13 protein-coding genes are annotated in these 15,779 nt (G+C 68.3%); 12 read left to right on the forward strand and 1 reads right to left on the reverse strand.

The window, feature by feature from the left end; all coding sequences use genetic code 11:
* Positions 1-54: 54 nt before the first annotated feature.
* Positions 55-1,374: a methyl-accepting chemotaxis protein gene (locus tag AB2M62_RS12140; protein WP_404334048.1), complete on the reverse strand. Its 1,320-nt coding sequence runs from the start codon at positions 1,372-1,374 to the stop codon at positions 55-57.
* A gap of 194 nt (positions 1,375-1,568) precedes the next feature.
* On the opposite strand from AB2M62_RS12140, the gene AB2M62_RS12145 reads away from it, so the two are divergent.
* The 12 genes from AB2M62_RS12145 (at position 1,569) to AB2M62_RS12200 (ending at position 15,776) form a co-directional block, all read left to right on the forward strand.
* Entirely contained in the window at positions 1,569-3,101 is a 1,533-nt protein-coding gene (locus tag AB2M62_RS12145) for a CoA-acylating methylmalonate-semialdehyde dehydrogenase (protein WP_404334050.1), read from the forward strand.
* Positions 3,102-3,105: 4 nt separating this feature from the next.
* The gene (locus tag AB2M62_RS12150; RefSeq protein ID WP_404334052.1) at positions 3,106-4,041 is read left to right on the forward strand and encodes a polysaccharide deacetylase family protein; all 936 of its coding nucleotides are present in this window, start codon (positions 3,106-3,108) and stop codon (positions 4,039-4,041) included.
* A complete protein-coding gene (locus tag AB2M62_RS12155; RefSeq protein WP_404334054.1) occupies positions 4,038-4,538 on the forward strand; it encodes a hypothetical protein in 501 nt (166 codons plus the stop codon). The genes AB2M62_RS12150 and AB2M62_RS12155 overlap by 4 nt, the downstream gene beginning before the upstream one ends.
* Positions 4,535-5,680 carry an acyl-CoA dehydrogenase family protein gene (locus tag AB2M62_RS12160; RefSeq protein ID WP_404334056.1) on the forward strand — a complete coding sequence of 382 codons (1,146 nt, stop codon included), beginning with the start codon at positions 4,535-4,537 and terminating at the stop codon, positions 5,678-5,680. Before AB2M62_RS12155 ends, AB2M62_RS12160 begins: the two co-directional genes overlap by 4 nt.
* Before the next feature lie 148 nt (positions 5,681-5,828).
* Positions 5,829-6,875: an enoyl-CoA hydratase/isomerase family protein gene (locus AB2M62_RS12165; RefSeq protein WP_404339924.1), complete on the forward strand. Its 1,047-nt coding sequence runs from the start codon at positions 5,829-5,831 to the stop codon at positions 6,873-6,875.
* Positions 6,876-6,877: 2 nt separating this feature from the next.
* Positions 6,878-7,651 (forward strand): enoyl-CoA hydratase, encoded by a 774-nt coding sequence (locus AB2M62_RS12170; protein WP_404334057.1) that lies wholly within the window; start codon positions 6,878-6,880, stop codon positions 7,649-7,651.
* Position 7,652: 1 nt separating this feature from the next.
* On the forward strand, positions 7,653-8,528 hold the full coding sequence (gene mmsB / locus AB2M62_RS12175) for a 3-hydroxyisobutyrate dehydrogenase (protein WP_404334058.1): 876 nt from the start codon (positions 7,653-7,655) through the stop codon (positions 8,526-8,528).
* 35 nt (positions 8,529-8,563) lie between these two features.
* Positions 8,564-9,493 (forward strand): right-handed parallel beta-helix repeat-containing protein, encoded by a 930-nt coding sequence (locus AB2M62_RS12180; RefSeq protein ID WP_404334060.1) that lies wholly within the window; start codon positions 8,564-8,566, stop codon positions 9,491-9,493.
* 83 nt (positions 9,494-9,576) lie between these two features.
* Positions 9,577-11,232, forward strand: coding sequence for an alkaline phosphatase family protein (locus AB2M62_RS12185; RefSeq protein WP_404334061.1), 1,656 nt, complete (start codon positions 9,577-9,579; stop codon positions 11,230-11,232).
* The gene (locus AB2M62_RS12190; RefSeq protein ID WP_404334063.1) at positions 11,232-13,256 is read left to right on the forward strand and encodes a protein-disulfide reductase DsbD family protein; all 2,025 of its coding nucleotides are present in this window, start codon (positions 11,232-11,234) and stop codon (positions 13,254-13,256) included. The genes AB2M62_RS12185 and AB2M62_RS12190 overlap by 1 nt, the downstream gene beginning before the upstream one ends.
* An 86-nt stretch (positions 13,257-13,342) precedes the next feature.
* Entirely contained in the window at positions 13,343-14,830 is a 1,488-nt protein-coding gene (locus AB2M62_RS12195) for a circularly permuted type 2 ATP-grasp protein (protein WP_404334065.1), read from the forward strand.
* Positions 14,831-14,840: 10 nt separating this feature from the next.
* Positions 14,841-15,776, forward strand: coding sequence for an alpha-E domain-containing protein (locus AB2M62_RS12200; protein WP_404339926.1), 936 nt, complete (start codon positions 14,841-14,843; stop codon positions 15,774-15,776).
* The last annotated feature ends 3 nt before the right edge of the window (positions 15,777-15,779 follow it).

Raw genomic sequence — 15,779 nt, forward strand, 5'->3', positions numbered from 1 at the left:
CTCCTCAGCCGGCTCAAACGTGCGGAGGGAGGAGCCGTTCCGAAGCCAAATCGGCTAGCGTCGCAGTTCGGCGAGGAAGGCATCGAGCTGGCCGGAGAGCGCCCCTGCCCCCGCCTGCAGCCGCACCGCGAGCTCGCGCATGTCGTTGGCGCTCACGGAGGCGACACGCGAAGTATCGCCGATCACCACGACATCCTGCTGGATGCCGGTGCTCGCCTGCACCGCCTCCTCGACATTGCGGGCGATCGTCTGGGTCGCGGCTTCCTGCACGCTGACCGCGGCCTGCACGCCCTCGGCCAGCGTCCGCATCGCCGCGATCGCGCGCTCGACTTCGTCATGCTCGGCGGCGACCTCGCCGATGCCGCGGCGGATGGCCTCGACATGCGTCGCGATCCGGCCCGCCGCGGTGCCCGTCTGCGTCGAGAGCTGCTTCACTTCATTGGCGACGACCGTGAACCCCCGCCCCGCTTCGCCCGCCCGCGCCGCCTCGATCGTGGCGTTGAGCGCAAGCAGGTTCACTTGCGACGCGATCTCGCCGATCATCGCGATCACCGAGTTGATCGTCTGGGCCGCGCGCAGCAATTCGCGCGCGCGCACGCTTCCCGCTGCGACGAGGTCCGAGGCGCGCGCTGCCGCCGCCTCGGCCTCGGTGGTGCTATGGCCGATCGCGTGGAGCGCGCGCGCCAGATCGCGGCCGCGATCGGCGATCTCGCCCATATTGTCGCGCGTCTGCGCCGCCGCCGCGGCAACCGCTACCGCGCGATCGCCCAGATCGCTCGCGCGCTCGGCAGTGCCGCACGCGTCGTGCTGAAGCTCCCCCGACAGCGCGCGCAGCCCCGCGGCCAGCGCGCCGACCTGCGCCTCGAACCGTTCGCTCGCCGCCTCGATCCGCTCGGCGCGCGCGATCCGTGCGCCGGATTCGCTGCGCTCGCGCTCGGCGGCGAGATGGACGAGCCGGCGATTGTTCACCACGGCGTGGAGCCTGCCGCCGCGCGTCAGGATCATCCCCTCCGAGCCATTGGCCCGGCGATAGGCGTCGATCAGCGGCCCCGCGCCGATCGCGGCCTCGGCGACCGGGCACGGCCGCACGTGCCGCGCCACCGCATGGCCATAGCTCGGGTTGCGCAGCAGCGCGTGTCCGAACGGATTGAGCAGCAGCTTGCGCACGTCCTTCTCGAAGATCGCGCCGATCGGCCGGTGCGACTCGTCGACCACCGGCACCAGCCGCAGTTCGGTATCGGCGGTGAATCGGTCGATCGCGCGGAACATCGAATTGTCGAGCGAGAGCCAGGGCGGGTCGATCTCGCCCTGTGCCAGCCGCAACGCGGGCTCGGGTTCGGGCGGAAGGGCGGCAAGGGCAAGCGCGGATCGCATGCCCTTGCCCTAGGCGCGCTTGGTAAATGCGGACTTTCCCGTTCGTTACACTATCGAGACAAGTGCAAATTTTCCGCGGCAAGCCGGCGGCGATGCGCGGTGTGGAGGATTGAGTGGCTCGGCCCCCTGTGCCATTGCGCAATAAAATTACACGACGAGTTGGGCCATCGCGCCCGCCGCGCAGGAGATTTGGGATGCGTACGATCGATCATCTGATCGCGGGCTCGGCAGCGGGCACCGTGGGCCGCACGTCCGAGGTTTTCGATCCCAATAGCGGCGAGGTCCAGGCCCGCGTGACGCTGGGCACCGCCGCCGATCTCGACCGCGCCGTCGCCGCCGCCCAGGCCGCCCAGCCCGGCTGGGCCGCGACCAACCCCCAACGCCGCGCCCGCGTCCTGTTCAAGTTCAAGGAACTGGTCGAGGCGAACATCGACGCCCTTGCCCACTTGCTTTCCTCCGAGCACGGCAAGGTCATCGCCGATTCGAAGGGCGACATCCAGCGCGGGCTCGAAGTGATCGAGTTCGCCTGCGGCATCCCGCATGTCCTCAAGGGCGAATATACCCAGGGCGCCGGCCCCGGCATCGACGTCTATTCGATGCGCCAGCCGCTTGGGCTAGGCGCGGGGATCACCCCGTTCAACTTCCCGGCGATGATCCCCTTGTGGATGTCCGGCATCGCCATCGCCACCGGCAACGCCTTCCTGCTCAAGCCCAGCGAGCGCGATCCCTCGGTCCCCGTCCGCCTTGCCGAGCTGTTCCTCGAAGCCGGGCTGCCCGAAGGCATCCTCCAGGTCGTCCATGGCGACAAGGAAATGGTCGACGCGATCCTCGATCATCCCGCGATCAGCGCGGTCAGCTTCGTCGGCTCGTCCGACATCGCCCATTATGTCTATCGCCGCGGCGTCGAGGCCGGCAAGCGCGTCCAGGCGATGGGCGGCGCCAAGAACCACGGCATCGTCATGCCCGATGCCGATCTCGATCAGGTCGTCGCCGATTTGTCGGGCGCCGCGTTCGGTTCGGCGGGCGAGCGCTGCATGGCGCTGCCGGTGGTCGTCCCCGTCGGCGACAAGACCGCCGATGCACTCCGCGCCAAGCTGATCCCCGCAATCGAAGCGCTCCGCGTCGGCGTCTCGACCGACAATGACGCGCATTACGGCCCGGTGGTAAACGCCGCGCACAAGCAACGCGTCGAGAACTGGATCCAGACGGGGGTCGACGAAGGCGCCGAGCTCGTGATCGACGGTCGCGGCTTCCAGTTGCAAGGCCACGAGGAAGGCTTCTTCATCGGCCCGTCGCTGTTCGACCGCGTCACGCCCGACATGCAGGCGTACAAGGAGGAGATCTTCGGGCCCGTCCTCCAGATCGTCCGCGCCCCCGATTTCGAGACCGCGCTGCGCCTGCCGAGCGAGCACCAATATGGCAACGGCGTAGCGATCTTTACCCGCAACGGCCACGCCGCGCGCGAATTCGCGGCCCGCGTAAATGTGGGCATGGTCGGGATCAACGTGCCGATCCCGGTGCCGGTGGCCTATCACAGCTTCGGCGGCTGGAAGCGCAGCGCGTTCGGCGACATCAACCAGCACGGCATGGAGGGCGTCCGCTTCTGGACCAAGACCAAGACGGTCACCCAGCGCTGGCCCGACGGATCGGGCGACCTGCCGCGCGGCGCCGAAGACGGCGGGCCCAGCCGCATCCAGGACGCCTTCGTCATCCCGACGATGGGGTGATCCGATGAAGCGGTTCCTGCTCGTGCTCGCGGCGCTGCTGGTCGCGCTTCCCGCGGCGCACGCCCAGACCGCGCCCAAGCGCATTGCGCTCACCTTCGACGATGCGCCGCGCGCGCCCGGCGCCTTCTTCACCCCGCAGGAGCGCGCCCGCCGGCTGATCGCGGCGCTCAAACAGGCGCGCGTCACCCAGGCGGCGTTCTTCGTGAACCCCGGCAAGGTCCATGGCCCGGCCGACGCCGCGCTGGTCGACGGCTATGTCCGCGCCGGCCACGTCATCGCCAATCACGGCTTCAGCCATTTGCATCTCAACCAGACCACGACCGCCGACTATCTCGCCGATCTCGACAAGGCCGAGGCCTGGCTGTCCCCGCGCCGCGGCCACCGCCCCTGGTTCCGCTATCCGTTTCTCGACGAGGGCGGCAAGGACAAGGCGAAGCGCGACGCCGTCCGCGCCGGCCTCGCCGCGCGCGGCATGACCAACGGTTATGTCACCGCCGAGGCCTCGGACTGGAATATCGAGCAGCTCACGGTCGCGGCGACGAAGTCCGGCAAAAAGATCGACCGGACCGCGCTGCGTGACCTCTATGTCGAAAGCCATGTCCAGGCCGCCGACTTCGCCGACGCGCTGATGGTCAAGACGATCGGCCGCTCGCCGCCGCATGTGATGCTGCTCCACGAGACCGACATCGCCGCGCTCTATATCGGCGACCTCGTGAAGGCGCTGCGCGCCGATGGCTGGGAGATCGTCACCGCGGATGCTGCCTATGCCGATCCGCTCAAGTCCGCCGCGCCCGACGTGCCCAGCGCCAACGGCACCCTCACCGAGCTGATGGCCTGGGAGAAGGGCCTGCCCGCGCCGCGCTGGTACGAACGCAACGATCTCAGGATTGCCAACCCGCTTTTCGCCGAACGCGTACTGCACGAAAAGCCGGCGCCGTGATTGCCCTGCTCGCCTTTCTTCCGATACCGCCAGCCTCACAAAGCGCGGAGACCACCGGCCCGGGCACGCTGTGCCTGAAATATAGCAGCTTTGCGCTGGCTCCCGGTGAGCGCGTGACCAAGCGCGACCTCGGCATCGAGAGCATGCAACTCGAGATCGATGGTCCACACGGTCGCTATACGATCACCGAGAGCGAATTGATGGGCGGGCCGAACGATCGCGACCGCCTCATCGAGACGCGCCAGGATGCGAAGATCTATGCGCGCGGGCACAGCGCCTATGCCTTTCGCGCCAAGCTTGCCTTCTCGCTGCACGGCGCGGCGTTGGCAGAACCTACGGACCAGTTCTACGTTTCGATCCGCGGAAGCGGGCTCGATCGCGAGCCGGGTGCCCGCCAGATCCTGTCGCGCGCCAAGCTCGGGACACCCGCGGCCGAAAATTGCATCATGCGCTATCACTATGGCTGGGAATTTTTCCTGCCGGCGGAGTCAGAATGACCACCCAGTTCGACCTCACCGACGAGCAACGTCAGATCCAGGAGATGGCGCGCGCCTTCACAGCGGACGCGATCACGCCGCACGCCGCGGAATGGGACGAGAAGCACATCTTCCCGCGCGACACGATCCGTGCCGCGGCCGAGCTCGGCTTCGCCTCTATCTATGTGTCCGAGGAGAGCGGCGGGATCGGCCTCGGCCGGCTCGAGGCCGCGCTGATCATGGAGGCGATGGCCTATGGCTGCCCGTCGACCAGCGCGTTCATCTCGATCCACAATATGGCGAGCTGGATGATCGACAGCTTCGCCAGCCAGGCGCTCAAGGCCAAGTACCTCCCCAGCCTGATCACGATGGAGCGGCTGGCGAGCTATTGCCTGACCGAGCCGAGTTCGGGTTCCGACGCGGCCGCGCTCAAGACCAGGGCGGTTCGCGACGGCGACCATTATATCGTCAACGGATCGAAGCAGTTCATCAGCGGCGCCGGCGAGAACGAGATCTACGTCACCATGGTCCGCACCGGCGAGGAAGGTCCCAAGGGGATTTCCTGCCTGGTGATCGAGAAGGACATGCCCGGCGTCAGCTTCGGCGCCAATGAGCGCAAGCTCGGCTGGCATTCGCAGCCCACCCGCCAGGTCACGTTCGAGGATGTCCGCGTGCCGGTCGAGAACCGCGTCGGCGAAGAAGGCGAGGGCTTCCGCTTCGCGATGATGGGCCTGGACGGCGGCCGGCTCAACATCGGTGCCTGCTCGCTGGGCGGCGCGCAACGCTGCCTCGACGAGGCGATCGCCTATACCAAGGACCGCCAGCAGTTCGGCAAGCCGATCGCCGACTTCCAGAACACGCAATTCGCCCTCGCCGATATGGCGACCGAACTCGAAGCCGCCCGCGCGCTGCTCTATCTCGCCGCCGCCAAGGTGACCGAAGGCGCGCCGGACAAGACCAAGTTCGCCGCGATGGCCAAGCGCCTCGCCACCGACACCGGCAGCACCGTGGTCGACCGTGCGCTGCAGCTGTTCGGCGGCTATGGCTATCTGATGGATTATCCGATCGAGCGCTTCTGGCGCGACCTGCGCGTCCATTCGATCCTCGAAGGCACCAACCAGGTCATGCGGATGATCATCGGGCGGGAGCTGACACGGCAATGAGCATGATCTTCTTGGATCCTCCCCGGTACGGGGAGGGGGACCATGCGCAGCATGGTGGAGGGGGTGCGCCTCCTACGGAATTGCCGGTGGAGGGGCTCCTCCACCACGCCCTGCGGGCGCGGTCCCTCTCCCCGTGCCGGGGAGGATCATTTTGAACGACGTCCTCACCTTCGTCGAAGGCCGCGTCGGCCGCATCCGGCTTAACCGGCCTAAGGCAATCCACGCACTCAATACCGGCATGTGCACCGCGATGCTTGACGCGCTGACGGCGTGGCGCGCCGACACCGGCGTCGAGGCCGTGCTGATCGATCACGCCGAGGGTCGCGGTTTCTGCGCGGGCGGCGATATCAGGATGATCGCCGAGAGCGGTGCCGGCGACGGCGAGGCGGCGCGCGCCTTCTTCCGCCTCGAATATCAGCTCAACCACGCGCTGTTCACTTATGCCAAGCCGGTGGTGGCGTTCATGGACGGCATCACCATGGGCGGCGGCGTCGGCATCGCGATGCCGGCCAAGTTCCGGGTGGCGACCGAGAACACCAGGTTTGCGATGCCCGAGACCGGGATCGGCCTGTTCCCCGATGTCGGCGGCGGCTGGTATCTCTCGCGCCTCCCCGGCCATCTTGGCGAGTTCATCGCGTTGACGGGGGCACGGCTGAACGGTGCGGACTGCCTCGCGCTAGGCCTCGCCACGCACTACCTCCCCGCCGGGAAGCTTGATCAGGCAAAATCCGATATCGTCGGTGATCCGCAGGCGATGGCCGCGACACTCGATGCCCTCGCCGTTGAAGCGGGTGAGGCTGCAATCCTCGCGCACCGCGCCGAGATCGACCGCCTGTTCGCCGCCGACACGCTCGAGGAAATCCTCGCCGGGCTCGAGGCCGATGGCGGCGAATGGGCGGCCGCCCAGCGCGCCACGCTGGCCACCAAGTCTCCCCAGTCGATGAAGGTCTCGCTTCACCTCGTCCGCGAAGGCCGGCACATGCCCAGCTTCGAAGACGAGATGCGCCAGGAATTCGCGGTTGCCAGCAGGGTGGTCCAGCGCCCCGACTTCGCCGAGGGCGTCCGCGCGGTGATCGTCGACAAGGACAATGCCCCGCGCTGGCAGCCCGCCACGCCCGAAGGCGTCAGCGATCACGTCATCGATCAGATTTTCGCGCCCCTGCCCGACGATCAGGCATGGGCGCCGAAGGAGTAACCATGGCCTACGAAACCCTCCTCGTCGAACAGCGCGACGCCGTCACGCTGGTCACGCTCAACCGGCCCCAGGCGCTCAACGCGCTCAACAGCCAGATCCTGTCCGAACTGCTCGATGCCATGGCGGCCTTCGATAAGGACGCCTCGCAGGGTTGCGCGGTGATCACCGGCAGCGAAAAGGCTTTTGCCGCTGGCGCCGACATCAAGGAGATGCAGGCGCAGGGCTTTGCCGACATGTATGGCCATGATTTCTTCGCCGGCTGGGACGCGTTCACCCGCACGCGCAAGCCGATCATCGCTGCGGTCGCCGGCTATGCGCTGGGCGGCGGCTGCGAGCTGGCGATGATGTGCGACTTCATCCTCGCCGCCGACAGCGCCAGGTTCGGCCAGCCCGAGATCAAGCTCGCCGTCTCGCCCGGCATGGGCGGCTCGCAGCGGCTCACGCGCGCCGTGGGCAAGGCCAAGGCGATGGAGATGTGCCTCACCGGCCGGATGATCGATGCCGCCGAGGCCGAGCGCGCCGGGCTGGTCGCCCGCATCGTCCCCGCTGCCGATCTGGTCGAGGATGCGCTGAAGACCGCGGCTACGATCGCGTCGATGGCGCCGCTCGCGGTGCTGGCCAACAAGGAAATGGTCAACGCCGCCTATGAGACCACGCTGGCCCAAGGCGTCCAGTTCGAGCGGCGCCTGTTCCACGCGCTGTTCGGCACCGCCGATCAGAAGGAAGGCATGGCGGCGTTCGTCGAGAAGCGGCCGGGCAACTGGACGGGGAAGTAGGATGGCGCGGATCGCATTCATCGGGCTGGGCAATATGGGCGGCGGCATGGCCGCAAACCTCGCCAAAAACGGGCACGACGTCCGCGCGTTCGACTTGAACCACGCAGCACTCGACAAGGCGAAAAAGGCCGGCTGCCTTCCCGCGTCTTCCGCGATCGAAGCGATCGAGGGCGCCGAGGCGATCATAACGATGCTGCCCGCCGGGCGGCATGTTGAGGCGGTCTATGCCGATGCGGTGTTCGATCATGCCGAGCCCGGCGCGATCCTGATCGATTGCTCGACGATCGACGTCGATACCGCGCGCCGGGTCGCCGAAGCCGCCGCCGCGCGCGGGCTGATGGCGGTCGATGCCCCGGTTTCGGGCGGGATCGCCGCGGCCAATGCCGGGTCGCTCACCTTCATGGTCGGCGGCAGCGCCGAAGCCTTTGCCCGCGCCGAGCCTTTCCTGGCGGACATGGGCAAGGCGGTGATCCATGCCGGGGTCGGCGGCGCAGGCCAGGGCGCCAAGATCTGCAACAACATGATCCTTGGCGCGACGATGATCGCGACCTGCGAGGCCTTTGCGCTGGCCGAGAAGCTCGGGCTCGATCCGCAGCGCTTCTACGACATCGCCTCGGTCAGCTCGGGCCAGAGCTGGTCGATGACCAGCTATTGCCCGGTCCCCGGCGTCGGCCCCGAAAGCCCTGCGGACCGCGACTATCAGGGCGGGTTCGCCGCGCCGCTGATGCTCAAGGATCTCAAGCTCGCGATGGAAGCGGCGGCGAGCGTCGGTGCGCAAACCCCGATGGGCCAGCGCGCCGAGGAGCTCTATGCCGCCTTCGTCGACGGGGAGGGCGCGACGCTCGACTTTTCGGGGATCATCAAGACGCTGCGGTAGCGCGTCCTTAACGCCTGGGATGGCAGGCTGAGACCATGCGCCAGATCGTCCTTCTCGCCGCCTTGCTCGCCGCACCGGCCGCTGCCCAGCAGCAAGCCCCGTTCGTCATCGCCGAGACCGGGCAAGGCTATGCCACGATCGACGATGCGGTCACTGCGGTGCGCGACGGCACCGCGACGATCCTGATCGCGCCGGGCACCTATCGCCAGTGCACCGTCCAGACCGGCGGCAAGATCACCTTCAAGGCAGTGAAGCCCGGCACCGCGATCTTCGAAGCCGAGACCTGCGAGGACAAGGCCGGCTTCGTGCTGCGCGGGCGCGGCTCGGTCGTCGATGGCATCGTCTTCCGCGGCTATTCGGTGAACGACGGCAACGGCGCCGGCATCCGCATCGAGATGGGAGACCTGATCGTCCGCAATTCGATGTTCCTCGACAGCCAGGAAGGCATCCTCGGCGGCGGGCACGAGACGGTGCGCCACATCACCATCGATCGCTCGACCTTTTCCGGCCTCGGCCAGTGCGAAACCGAGAATTGCAGCCACTCGATCTATCTCGCGGTCGACGGGCTGGTGACCGTCACCCATTCCCGCTTCGAGCGCGGCACCGGCGGGCATTACGTCAAGCTGCGCGCCCGCCGCGTGGAGATCACCGGCAACAGCTTCGATGACAGCAAGGGCAGCAAGACCAATTACATGATCGACTTGTCCGAAGGCGGCACCGGCACGATCACCGGCAACACCTTCGTCCAGGGCCGCGCCAAGGAGAATAATTCCGGGCTGATCGTCGTCGCTGCCGAGGGGCGGACCTATCCCGCCACCGGCCTCAGCATCACCGGCAACACCGCAACGATGGCGCCCGGCGCCACCGGCAACCCCGCCTTCGTCGCCGACTTCACCGGCCAGTTCGGCGCGCCCGGTCAGAACCAGCTCGGCCCCGGCATCCGCGCCTTCGAACGGAGGCGTTGACGCCATTGCTGGACACCCCCGCGCGCGCTAGTCCCTGCGCCGCGGCGGCCGAGTCTCCGCACCCTTTTCGTGTGGAGCTGTTCATGAAGAAGTTCCGGTCCGCTGCGCTCGCGCTCGGCCTTGTCACCGCTGCCCCGGCCCTGGCCCAGCAGGCGCCCGCGCCCACAACGGCGCCGGCCCCCGCACCCGCAACGCCGCCCCGCCTGCTCGTCGTCATCTCGGTCGACCAGTTCTCCGCCGATCTCTTCGCCGAATATCGCAGCCAGTTCACCGCGGGCTTCGCCCGGCTGATGTCCGGCGCAGTCTTCCCCTCGGGCTATCAGAGCCACGCCGCGACCGAGACCTGCCCGGGCCACTCCACCATCCTCACCGGCGATCACCCTTCGCGCACCGGCATCATCGCCAATAATTGGACCGACTTTTCCGCCCCGCGCGAAGACAAGCAGGTCTATTGCGCCGAGGACGAGAGCGTTCCCGGCAGCACCTCGTCCAAATACACCGTCTCCGACAAGCATCTGAAGGTGCCGACGCTCGGCGAGTGGATGAAGCTCGCCGATCCCCAGAGCCGCGTCGTCTCGGTCGCCGGCAAGGATCGCGCCGCAGTGATGATGGGCGGCCACAAGGTCGACGAGCTGTGGTGGTGGGACGGCAAGGCCTTCGTCTCCTATGCCGATCGCGCCAGGCCGGCGATGGTCGATCGGATCAATGCCAGCGTCGCTACGCGCATCGCCGAGGAGCAGGCGCCGCTGGAGCTGCCCGCCTTCTGCCGCGCCCGCAGCCGCGCGATCGCGCTGCCCGGCGGGCTCAGCGTCGGCGACGGCCGCTTCGCCCGCGCCGCCGGCGATGCCCGCGCCTTCCGCGCCTCGCCCGAATTCGACGAATCGATTCTCGCGCTCGGCGCCGGCCTCGCCACCGACATGAAGCTCGGCCAGAACGGCCATACCGACCTGCTCATCGTCGGCGCCTCGGCCACCGACTATGTCGGCCATGGCAACGGCACCGAAGGCAGCGAGATGTGCCTGCAGCTGCTCTCGCTCGATCAGACGCTGGGCAAGCTGTTCGCCGTGCTCGACAGCACCGGCGTAGACTATGCCGTGGTGCTGACCGCCGATCATGGCGGCCACGACCTGCCCGAGCGCAACCGCGATCACGCCGCGCCGATGGCCGCGCGCGTCGATGCGGCGCTCGAGCCGGAAGAGGTCGGCAAGGCAATCGCCGCCACCCTCGGTCTCAAGGGCGAGTTGCTGCGCGGCGACGTGGCCGGCGACATCTATATCGAACCTGGCCTCACCAAGGCGCAGCGCGCCGCCGTCCAGGCCGCGGCGATCAAGCGCTACGCTGCGCATCCGCAGGTCCAGGCCGTGTTCACCGCCGCCCAGATCCTCGCCACGCCCGCGCCCAAGGGCCCGCCCGAGACCTGGTCGCTGCTCGAGCGCGCACGCAATTCCTATTATGCCGGTCGTTCGGGCGATTTCGTCGTCTCGCTCAAGCCGCGCATCACTCCCATTCCCAATCCCAAGCTCGGCGGCGTCGCGACCCATGGCAGCTTCTGGGATTATGATCGCCGGGTGCCGATGCTGTTCTGGCGCAAGGGGATGACCGGGTTTGAGCAGCCGCTCTCGGTCGAGACGGTGGACATCGCCCCCACCCTCGCCGCGCTGATCGGCGTGCCGGTTCCCGTGCAGATCGATGGGCGCTGCCTCGATCTCGATGCCGGTCCGGGCACGACGTGTAAGTGATGCGCGTCGCGGCCCTGATCCTCGGCTGGCTGGTCCTGCTCGCGGCGCCCGCCGCGGCGCAGCCTGCATCGGGGCCGCACGTTCGCATCGCGTTGGTCGCCGAGAGCGATCGCCCGGCGCCGGGCAGCGAGGTCACGCTCGCCTTCGAGTCGACGCCCCAGCCGGGGTGGCACGCCTATTGGGAAAATCCGGGAGATGCCGGCCTTCCCGCCAAGGCGACATGGACGCTTCCGCCCGGCGCCAGCGCGGGGCCGGCGCGCTATCCGGTGCCGCAGCGGCTGCTGATCTCGGGGCTGATGAACTATGTCTATGAGCGTCCCTTCGCGCCGCTGGTGACGCTCAAGGTGCCGGCGGATGCGACGCCGGGCACCGCGCTGCCGGTACGGGTCAAGCTCGACTATCTGGTCTGCACCGATGCGCTTTGCGTCCCCGAAAAGGCCGAGCTCGCCACCCAGCTCGTGGTCGGCGACGGCGCAGTCGACTCCGCCCGCCGCGCGCGCTTCGACGGCTGGCGCGCCGCGCTGCCCCGCCCGCTCGGCGCTGAGGGCAGCTACCAGGTCGCCGGCACCACGCTGCGGCTGGGAATCCCCTTCCCGGCCAGCGCCGCGGCCAGCGGCGACCCCTATTTCTTCCCGCTCACCGAGGGCGCGATCGACTATGCCGCTCCGCAGCGCGTCGTCCGCGACGGCGATCGGATCGTGGTAGAGGCACCCGTCAAGCGCGCGCCGGCGAGGCTGGACGGCGTGCTCGCCTTTGGCAGCCAGGGCTTCATCGTCAGCGCCGCCCCCGGCACCGTCGCCCCGGCGTCCGAAACGCGCACCGACTGGCTCGGCGCTGCACTGGTCGCCTTCCTCAGCGCGGTGATCGGCGGCGTGATCCTCAACGTCATGCCCTGCGTCTTCCCGATCCTCAGCCTCAAGGCGCTGAGCCTCGCCAAGGCGGGCGGGGACGATGCCGGCGCGCGCGGCGATGCGCTCGCCTACACCGCCGGCGTAGTGCTCACCTGTCTCGCGCTCGGCGGCGCGCTGCTGGGCCTGCGCGCCGGCGGCGCCGCGCTGGGATGGGCGTTCCAGCTCCAGGATCCGCGCGTGATCCTGCTGCTCCTCCTGCTGGTCACCGCAATCGCGCTCAACCTCGCCGGGCTGTTCGAGATCAACGCACCGGGCGCGATCAACCGCGCCGCGGCCGGCGGACGCGGCGGCGCCTTCCTCACCGGCGCGCTCGCCGCCTTCGTGGCCACGCCGTGCACCGGCCCGTTCATGGGCGCGGCATTGGGCGCGGCGCTGATCCTGCCCTGGCCTGCCGCGCTGGCGATCTTTGCCGGGCTCGGGCTCGGCATCGCCTTGCCCTTCCTGCTGCTCGGCTTCATCCCCGCGCTGCGCCGCAGGCTGCCCAGGCCCGGCGCGTGGATGGCGACGCTGCGGCGGATCCTTTCGGTGCCGATGTTCGTCACTGCGCTCGCGCTCGCCTGGGTGCTCGGCAAGCAGGCAGGTGTCGACGGCATGGCGCTCGGCCTCGGCGCCGCGCTGCTCGCCAGCCTCGGCCTGTGGTGGGCTGGCCGCCGACAGGCGCGCGGCCTCACACGCGCCTGGCTTCCGGCGTTGCCGCTGCTGCTCCTCGCCCTCGGCGCACTGGCGATCGTCCGCCACGCTCCCGCCGAGGCTCGGCAGCGAACCGGATCAGGCGAACCCTTTAGCGAAGCCCGCCTCGCCCAGCTTCGTGCCGAGGGTCGCCCGGTCTTCGCCTATTTCACCGCCGACTGGTGCGTCACCTGCAAGGTCAACGAGAAGGCGGTGATCGAGACCCGCGCCGTCTCCGACGCCCTCGCCGCCGGCAAGGTCGCGGTACTGGTGGGCGACTGGACCAATGGCGATCCCGCGCTCGGCCGCTTCATCGAGGCGCACAACCGCGCCGGCGTTCCGCTCTATCTCTGGTACAAGCCCGGCAGCGCCGAGCCCGAAGTCCTGCCCCAAGTCCTCACCCAGTCCCTGCTCCGCGCTCTTTCGGAGCCCGCCAGACCCTGACTTAACACTGACGAACGCCCCTTGTGCGACGCAACAAAGCGTTGCAGCATGGAACCAGTCGGCTTTTTCGGCACTTGGGAGCCTCGATGGAATCACAGGGGGCGTTCGACGAGATTTGGGGGCATGGCGGGCCGGCGGAGCCGCGCGCGGCATTCGCGTCGCTTGCGCAGTGGCTGACCGACACGCCTGCTGCGGAGCTGGAACGCCGCCAGCAATCGGCCGAAGCCGCGTTCCGCCAGCTCGGCATCACCTTCGCGGTCTATGGCGACAGCGACGCCGCCGAACGGATCATTCCTTTCGACATCGTGCCCCGCGTCTTCCTCCACGAAGAATGGACGCGGCTGTGCGACGGACTGGTCCAGCGAGTCGAGGCGATCAATGCGTTTCTTGAGGATATTTACGGCGAGCGCCGCATCCTCGCCGAAGGGATTATCCCGCCCGAGCTGATCTATCACAACGAGCAGTTCCGCCCCGAAGTCGCCGGGATTCGCCCGCCGCACGGCATCTGGGCGCATATCTGCGGGATCGATCTCGTCCGCACCGGGCCCAACGATTTCCACGTCCTCGAGGACAATGCCCGCACCCCTTCGGGCGTGTCGTACATGCTCGAAAATCGCGAGGCGATGCTGCGCCTTTGCCCCGAACTGTTCCGCGCCTTCCGAGTGGCGGCGGTCGATTCCTATCCCGACATGCTGCTCGAGACGATGCGTTCGGTCGCGCCCGGATCGAATGCCAAGCCGGCCTGCGTCGTGCTCACCCCGGGGCATTTCAACTCGGCCTATTACGAACACAGCTTCCTTGCCGATTCGATGGGGATCGAGCTGGTCGAGGCCGCCGATCTCGTGGTCGATGACGACAAGGTCTGGGTGCAGACGATCGCCGGCCGGGTGAAGGTCGATGTGATCTATCGCCGCATCGACGACGATTATCTCGATCCGCTCGCCTTCCGCCCCAATTCGCTGCTCGGTGTCCCCGGCCTGATCGCGGCCTATCGCGCCGGCAATGTCGCGATCCTCAACGCGCCGGGCAACGGCATCGCCGACGACAAGGCGATCTACAGCTACATGCCCGAGATCGTCCGCTTCTATTCGGGCGGCGAGGTCAAGCTGCCCAATGTCGAGACCTTCCGCTGCCGCGAGCCGCAGGCGCTCAAATATGTGCTCGAGCATCTGCCCGAACTCGTGGTCAAGCTGGTCGACGGATCGGGCGGCTACGGCATGCTCGTCGGCCCGACAGCGACCAAGGCGCAGATCGAGGACTTCCGCGCCGCGCTGATCGCCGAGCCGCACCGCTATATCGCCCAGCCCACCCTCGCACTGTCGACCGTGCCTACGCTGGTCGAGGCCGGGCTCGCCCCCCGCCATGTCGATTTCCGCCCCTTCGTGCTCACCGGCAGCGACCGGGTCCGCGTCGTCCCCGGCGGCCTCACCCGCGTCGCGCTGCGCGAAGGCTCGCTGGTGGTGAACTCCAGCCAGGGTGGCGGGACGAAGGACAGCTTCGTGCTGCTGGAGGAACGCGGGTCGCAATCGCAGGGGCAATCGCAAGGCCAGTCGCGATCGCAGGGCCAGGGCTAGCCGCATGCTGATGCTCTCGCGCACCGCCGCGGCGCTCTACTGGCTCGGCCGCTATGTCGAGCGCGCCGATTTCATCGCGCGCCTGGTCGAGGCCACCGTGCGGCTCGATGCACTCTCCGCGCGGCCCGCGGGCGAGGCCGCGTGGCAGAGCGCGCTCGCGGTCAGCTATACCGACGAGGCGTTCGCCGCCACGGGCCGCCCGCTGACCCAGGCGGAGGTCGCGCGCTTCCTGACGCTCGACGCCAGCAATCGCGGCTCGCTGATCCGCTGCCTGGAAATGGCGCGCAACAATGCCCGCGCCGTCCGCACCGCGCTTACCCGCGATGCCTGGACCGCGATCAACCGCGCGTGGCTGCTGTTCAGCAATCGCGCGACCACCGGCGGCGCCACCCAGACGCTCGGCCTGCTCGAACAGGTCAAGGGCGAGACGCGCGGCTTCGAAGGCGCCGTCCACCGGATGATGCGCAACGAGGCGACCTTCCTGATCCAGCTCGGCGCCGCGATCGAGCGCGCCGACAACACCGCGCGGCTGGTCGACGTCAAATATCACCTGCTCTTGCCCAAGGGCGAGCCGGTCGGCGGCGTCGTCGATCGCGATCAGTGGACGACGATCCTCCAGACTGTCTCGGCGGTCACTGCTTATCGCTGGCTCTATTCGGACGGGCTCCAGCCGGCCAATGTCATCGACTTGCTGATCAGCCGGTTCGAGCTGCCGCGCAGCCTTGCCGCCTGTGTCGAGGAGAGCGTCAGCCTGCTCAGCGCGCTCGCCAAGCGCACCGGCCTGCAGGGCGAGGCCGATCGGATGGCGCGCGCGCGCATGGCGCGGATGCAAAAGACGCGCACGCCGGAGGTTATCGTTAGCGGCCTGCACGAATATCTCACTGCCTTTATCCGCGAGAACGGCATGCTCGACGCCGCAATCGCCCGCCAATTCCGCTTCATCTAGGGA

The organism is Sphingomonas sp. MMS12-HWE2-04 (assembly GCF_044881185.1).
Taxonomy (GTDB): Bacteria; Pseudomonadota; Alphaproteobacteria; order Sphingomonadales; family Sphingomonadaceae; genus Sphingomonas.

What these genes read in the sequence shown, in the direction of transcription:
- AB2M62_RS12140 (WP_404334048.1), bottom strand. Translation starts at nt 1,374, where the DNA reads ATGCGATCCGCGCTTGCCCTTGCCGCCCTTCCGCCCGAACCCGAGCCC.
- AB2M62_RS12145 (WP_404334050.1), top strand. Translation starts at nt 1,569, where the DNA reads ATGCGTACGATCGATCATCTGATCGCGGGCTCGGCAGCGGGCACCGTG.
- AB2M62_RS12150 (WP_404334052.1), top strand. Translation starts at nt 3,106, where the DNA reads ATGAAGCGGTTCCTGCTCGTGCTCGCGGCGCTGCTGGTCGCGCTTCCC.
- AB2M62_RS12160 (WP_404334056.1), top strand. Translation starts at nt 4,535, where the DNA reads ATGACCACCCAGTTCGACCTCACCGACGAGCAACGTCAGATCCAGGAG.
- AB2M62_RS12170 (WP_404334057.1), top strand. Translation starts at nt 6,878, where the DNA reads ATGGCCTACGAAACCCTCCTCGTCGAACAGCGCGACGCCGTCACGCTG.
- mmsB (WP_404334058.1), top strand. Translation starts at nt 7,653, where the DNA reads ATGGCGCGGATCGCATTCATCGGGCTGGGCAATATGGGCGGCGGCATG.
- AB2M62_RS12180 (WP_404334060.1), top strand. Translation starts at nt 8,564, where the DNA reads ATGCGCCAGATCGTCCTTCTCGCCGCCTTGCTCGCCGCACCGGCCGCT.
- AB2M62_RS12185 (WP_404334061.1), top strand. Translation starts at nt 9,577, where the DNA reads ATGAAGAAGTTCCGGTCCGCTGCGCTCGCGCTCGGCCTTGTCACCGCT.
- AB2M62_RS12190 (WP_404334063.1), top strand. Translation starts at nt 11,232, where the DNA reads ATGCGCGTCGCGGCCCTGATCCTCGGCTGGCTGGTCCTGCTCGCGGCG.
- AB2M62_RS12195 (WP_404334065.1), top strand. Translation starts at nt 13,343, where the DNA reads ATGGAATCACAGGGGGCGTTCGACGAGATTTGGGGGCATGGCGGGCCG.
- AB2M62_RS12200 (WP_404339926.1), top strand. Translation starts at nt 14,841, where the DNA reads ATGCTCTCGCGCACCGCCGCGGCGCTCTACTGGCTCGGCCGCTATGTC.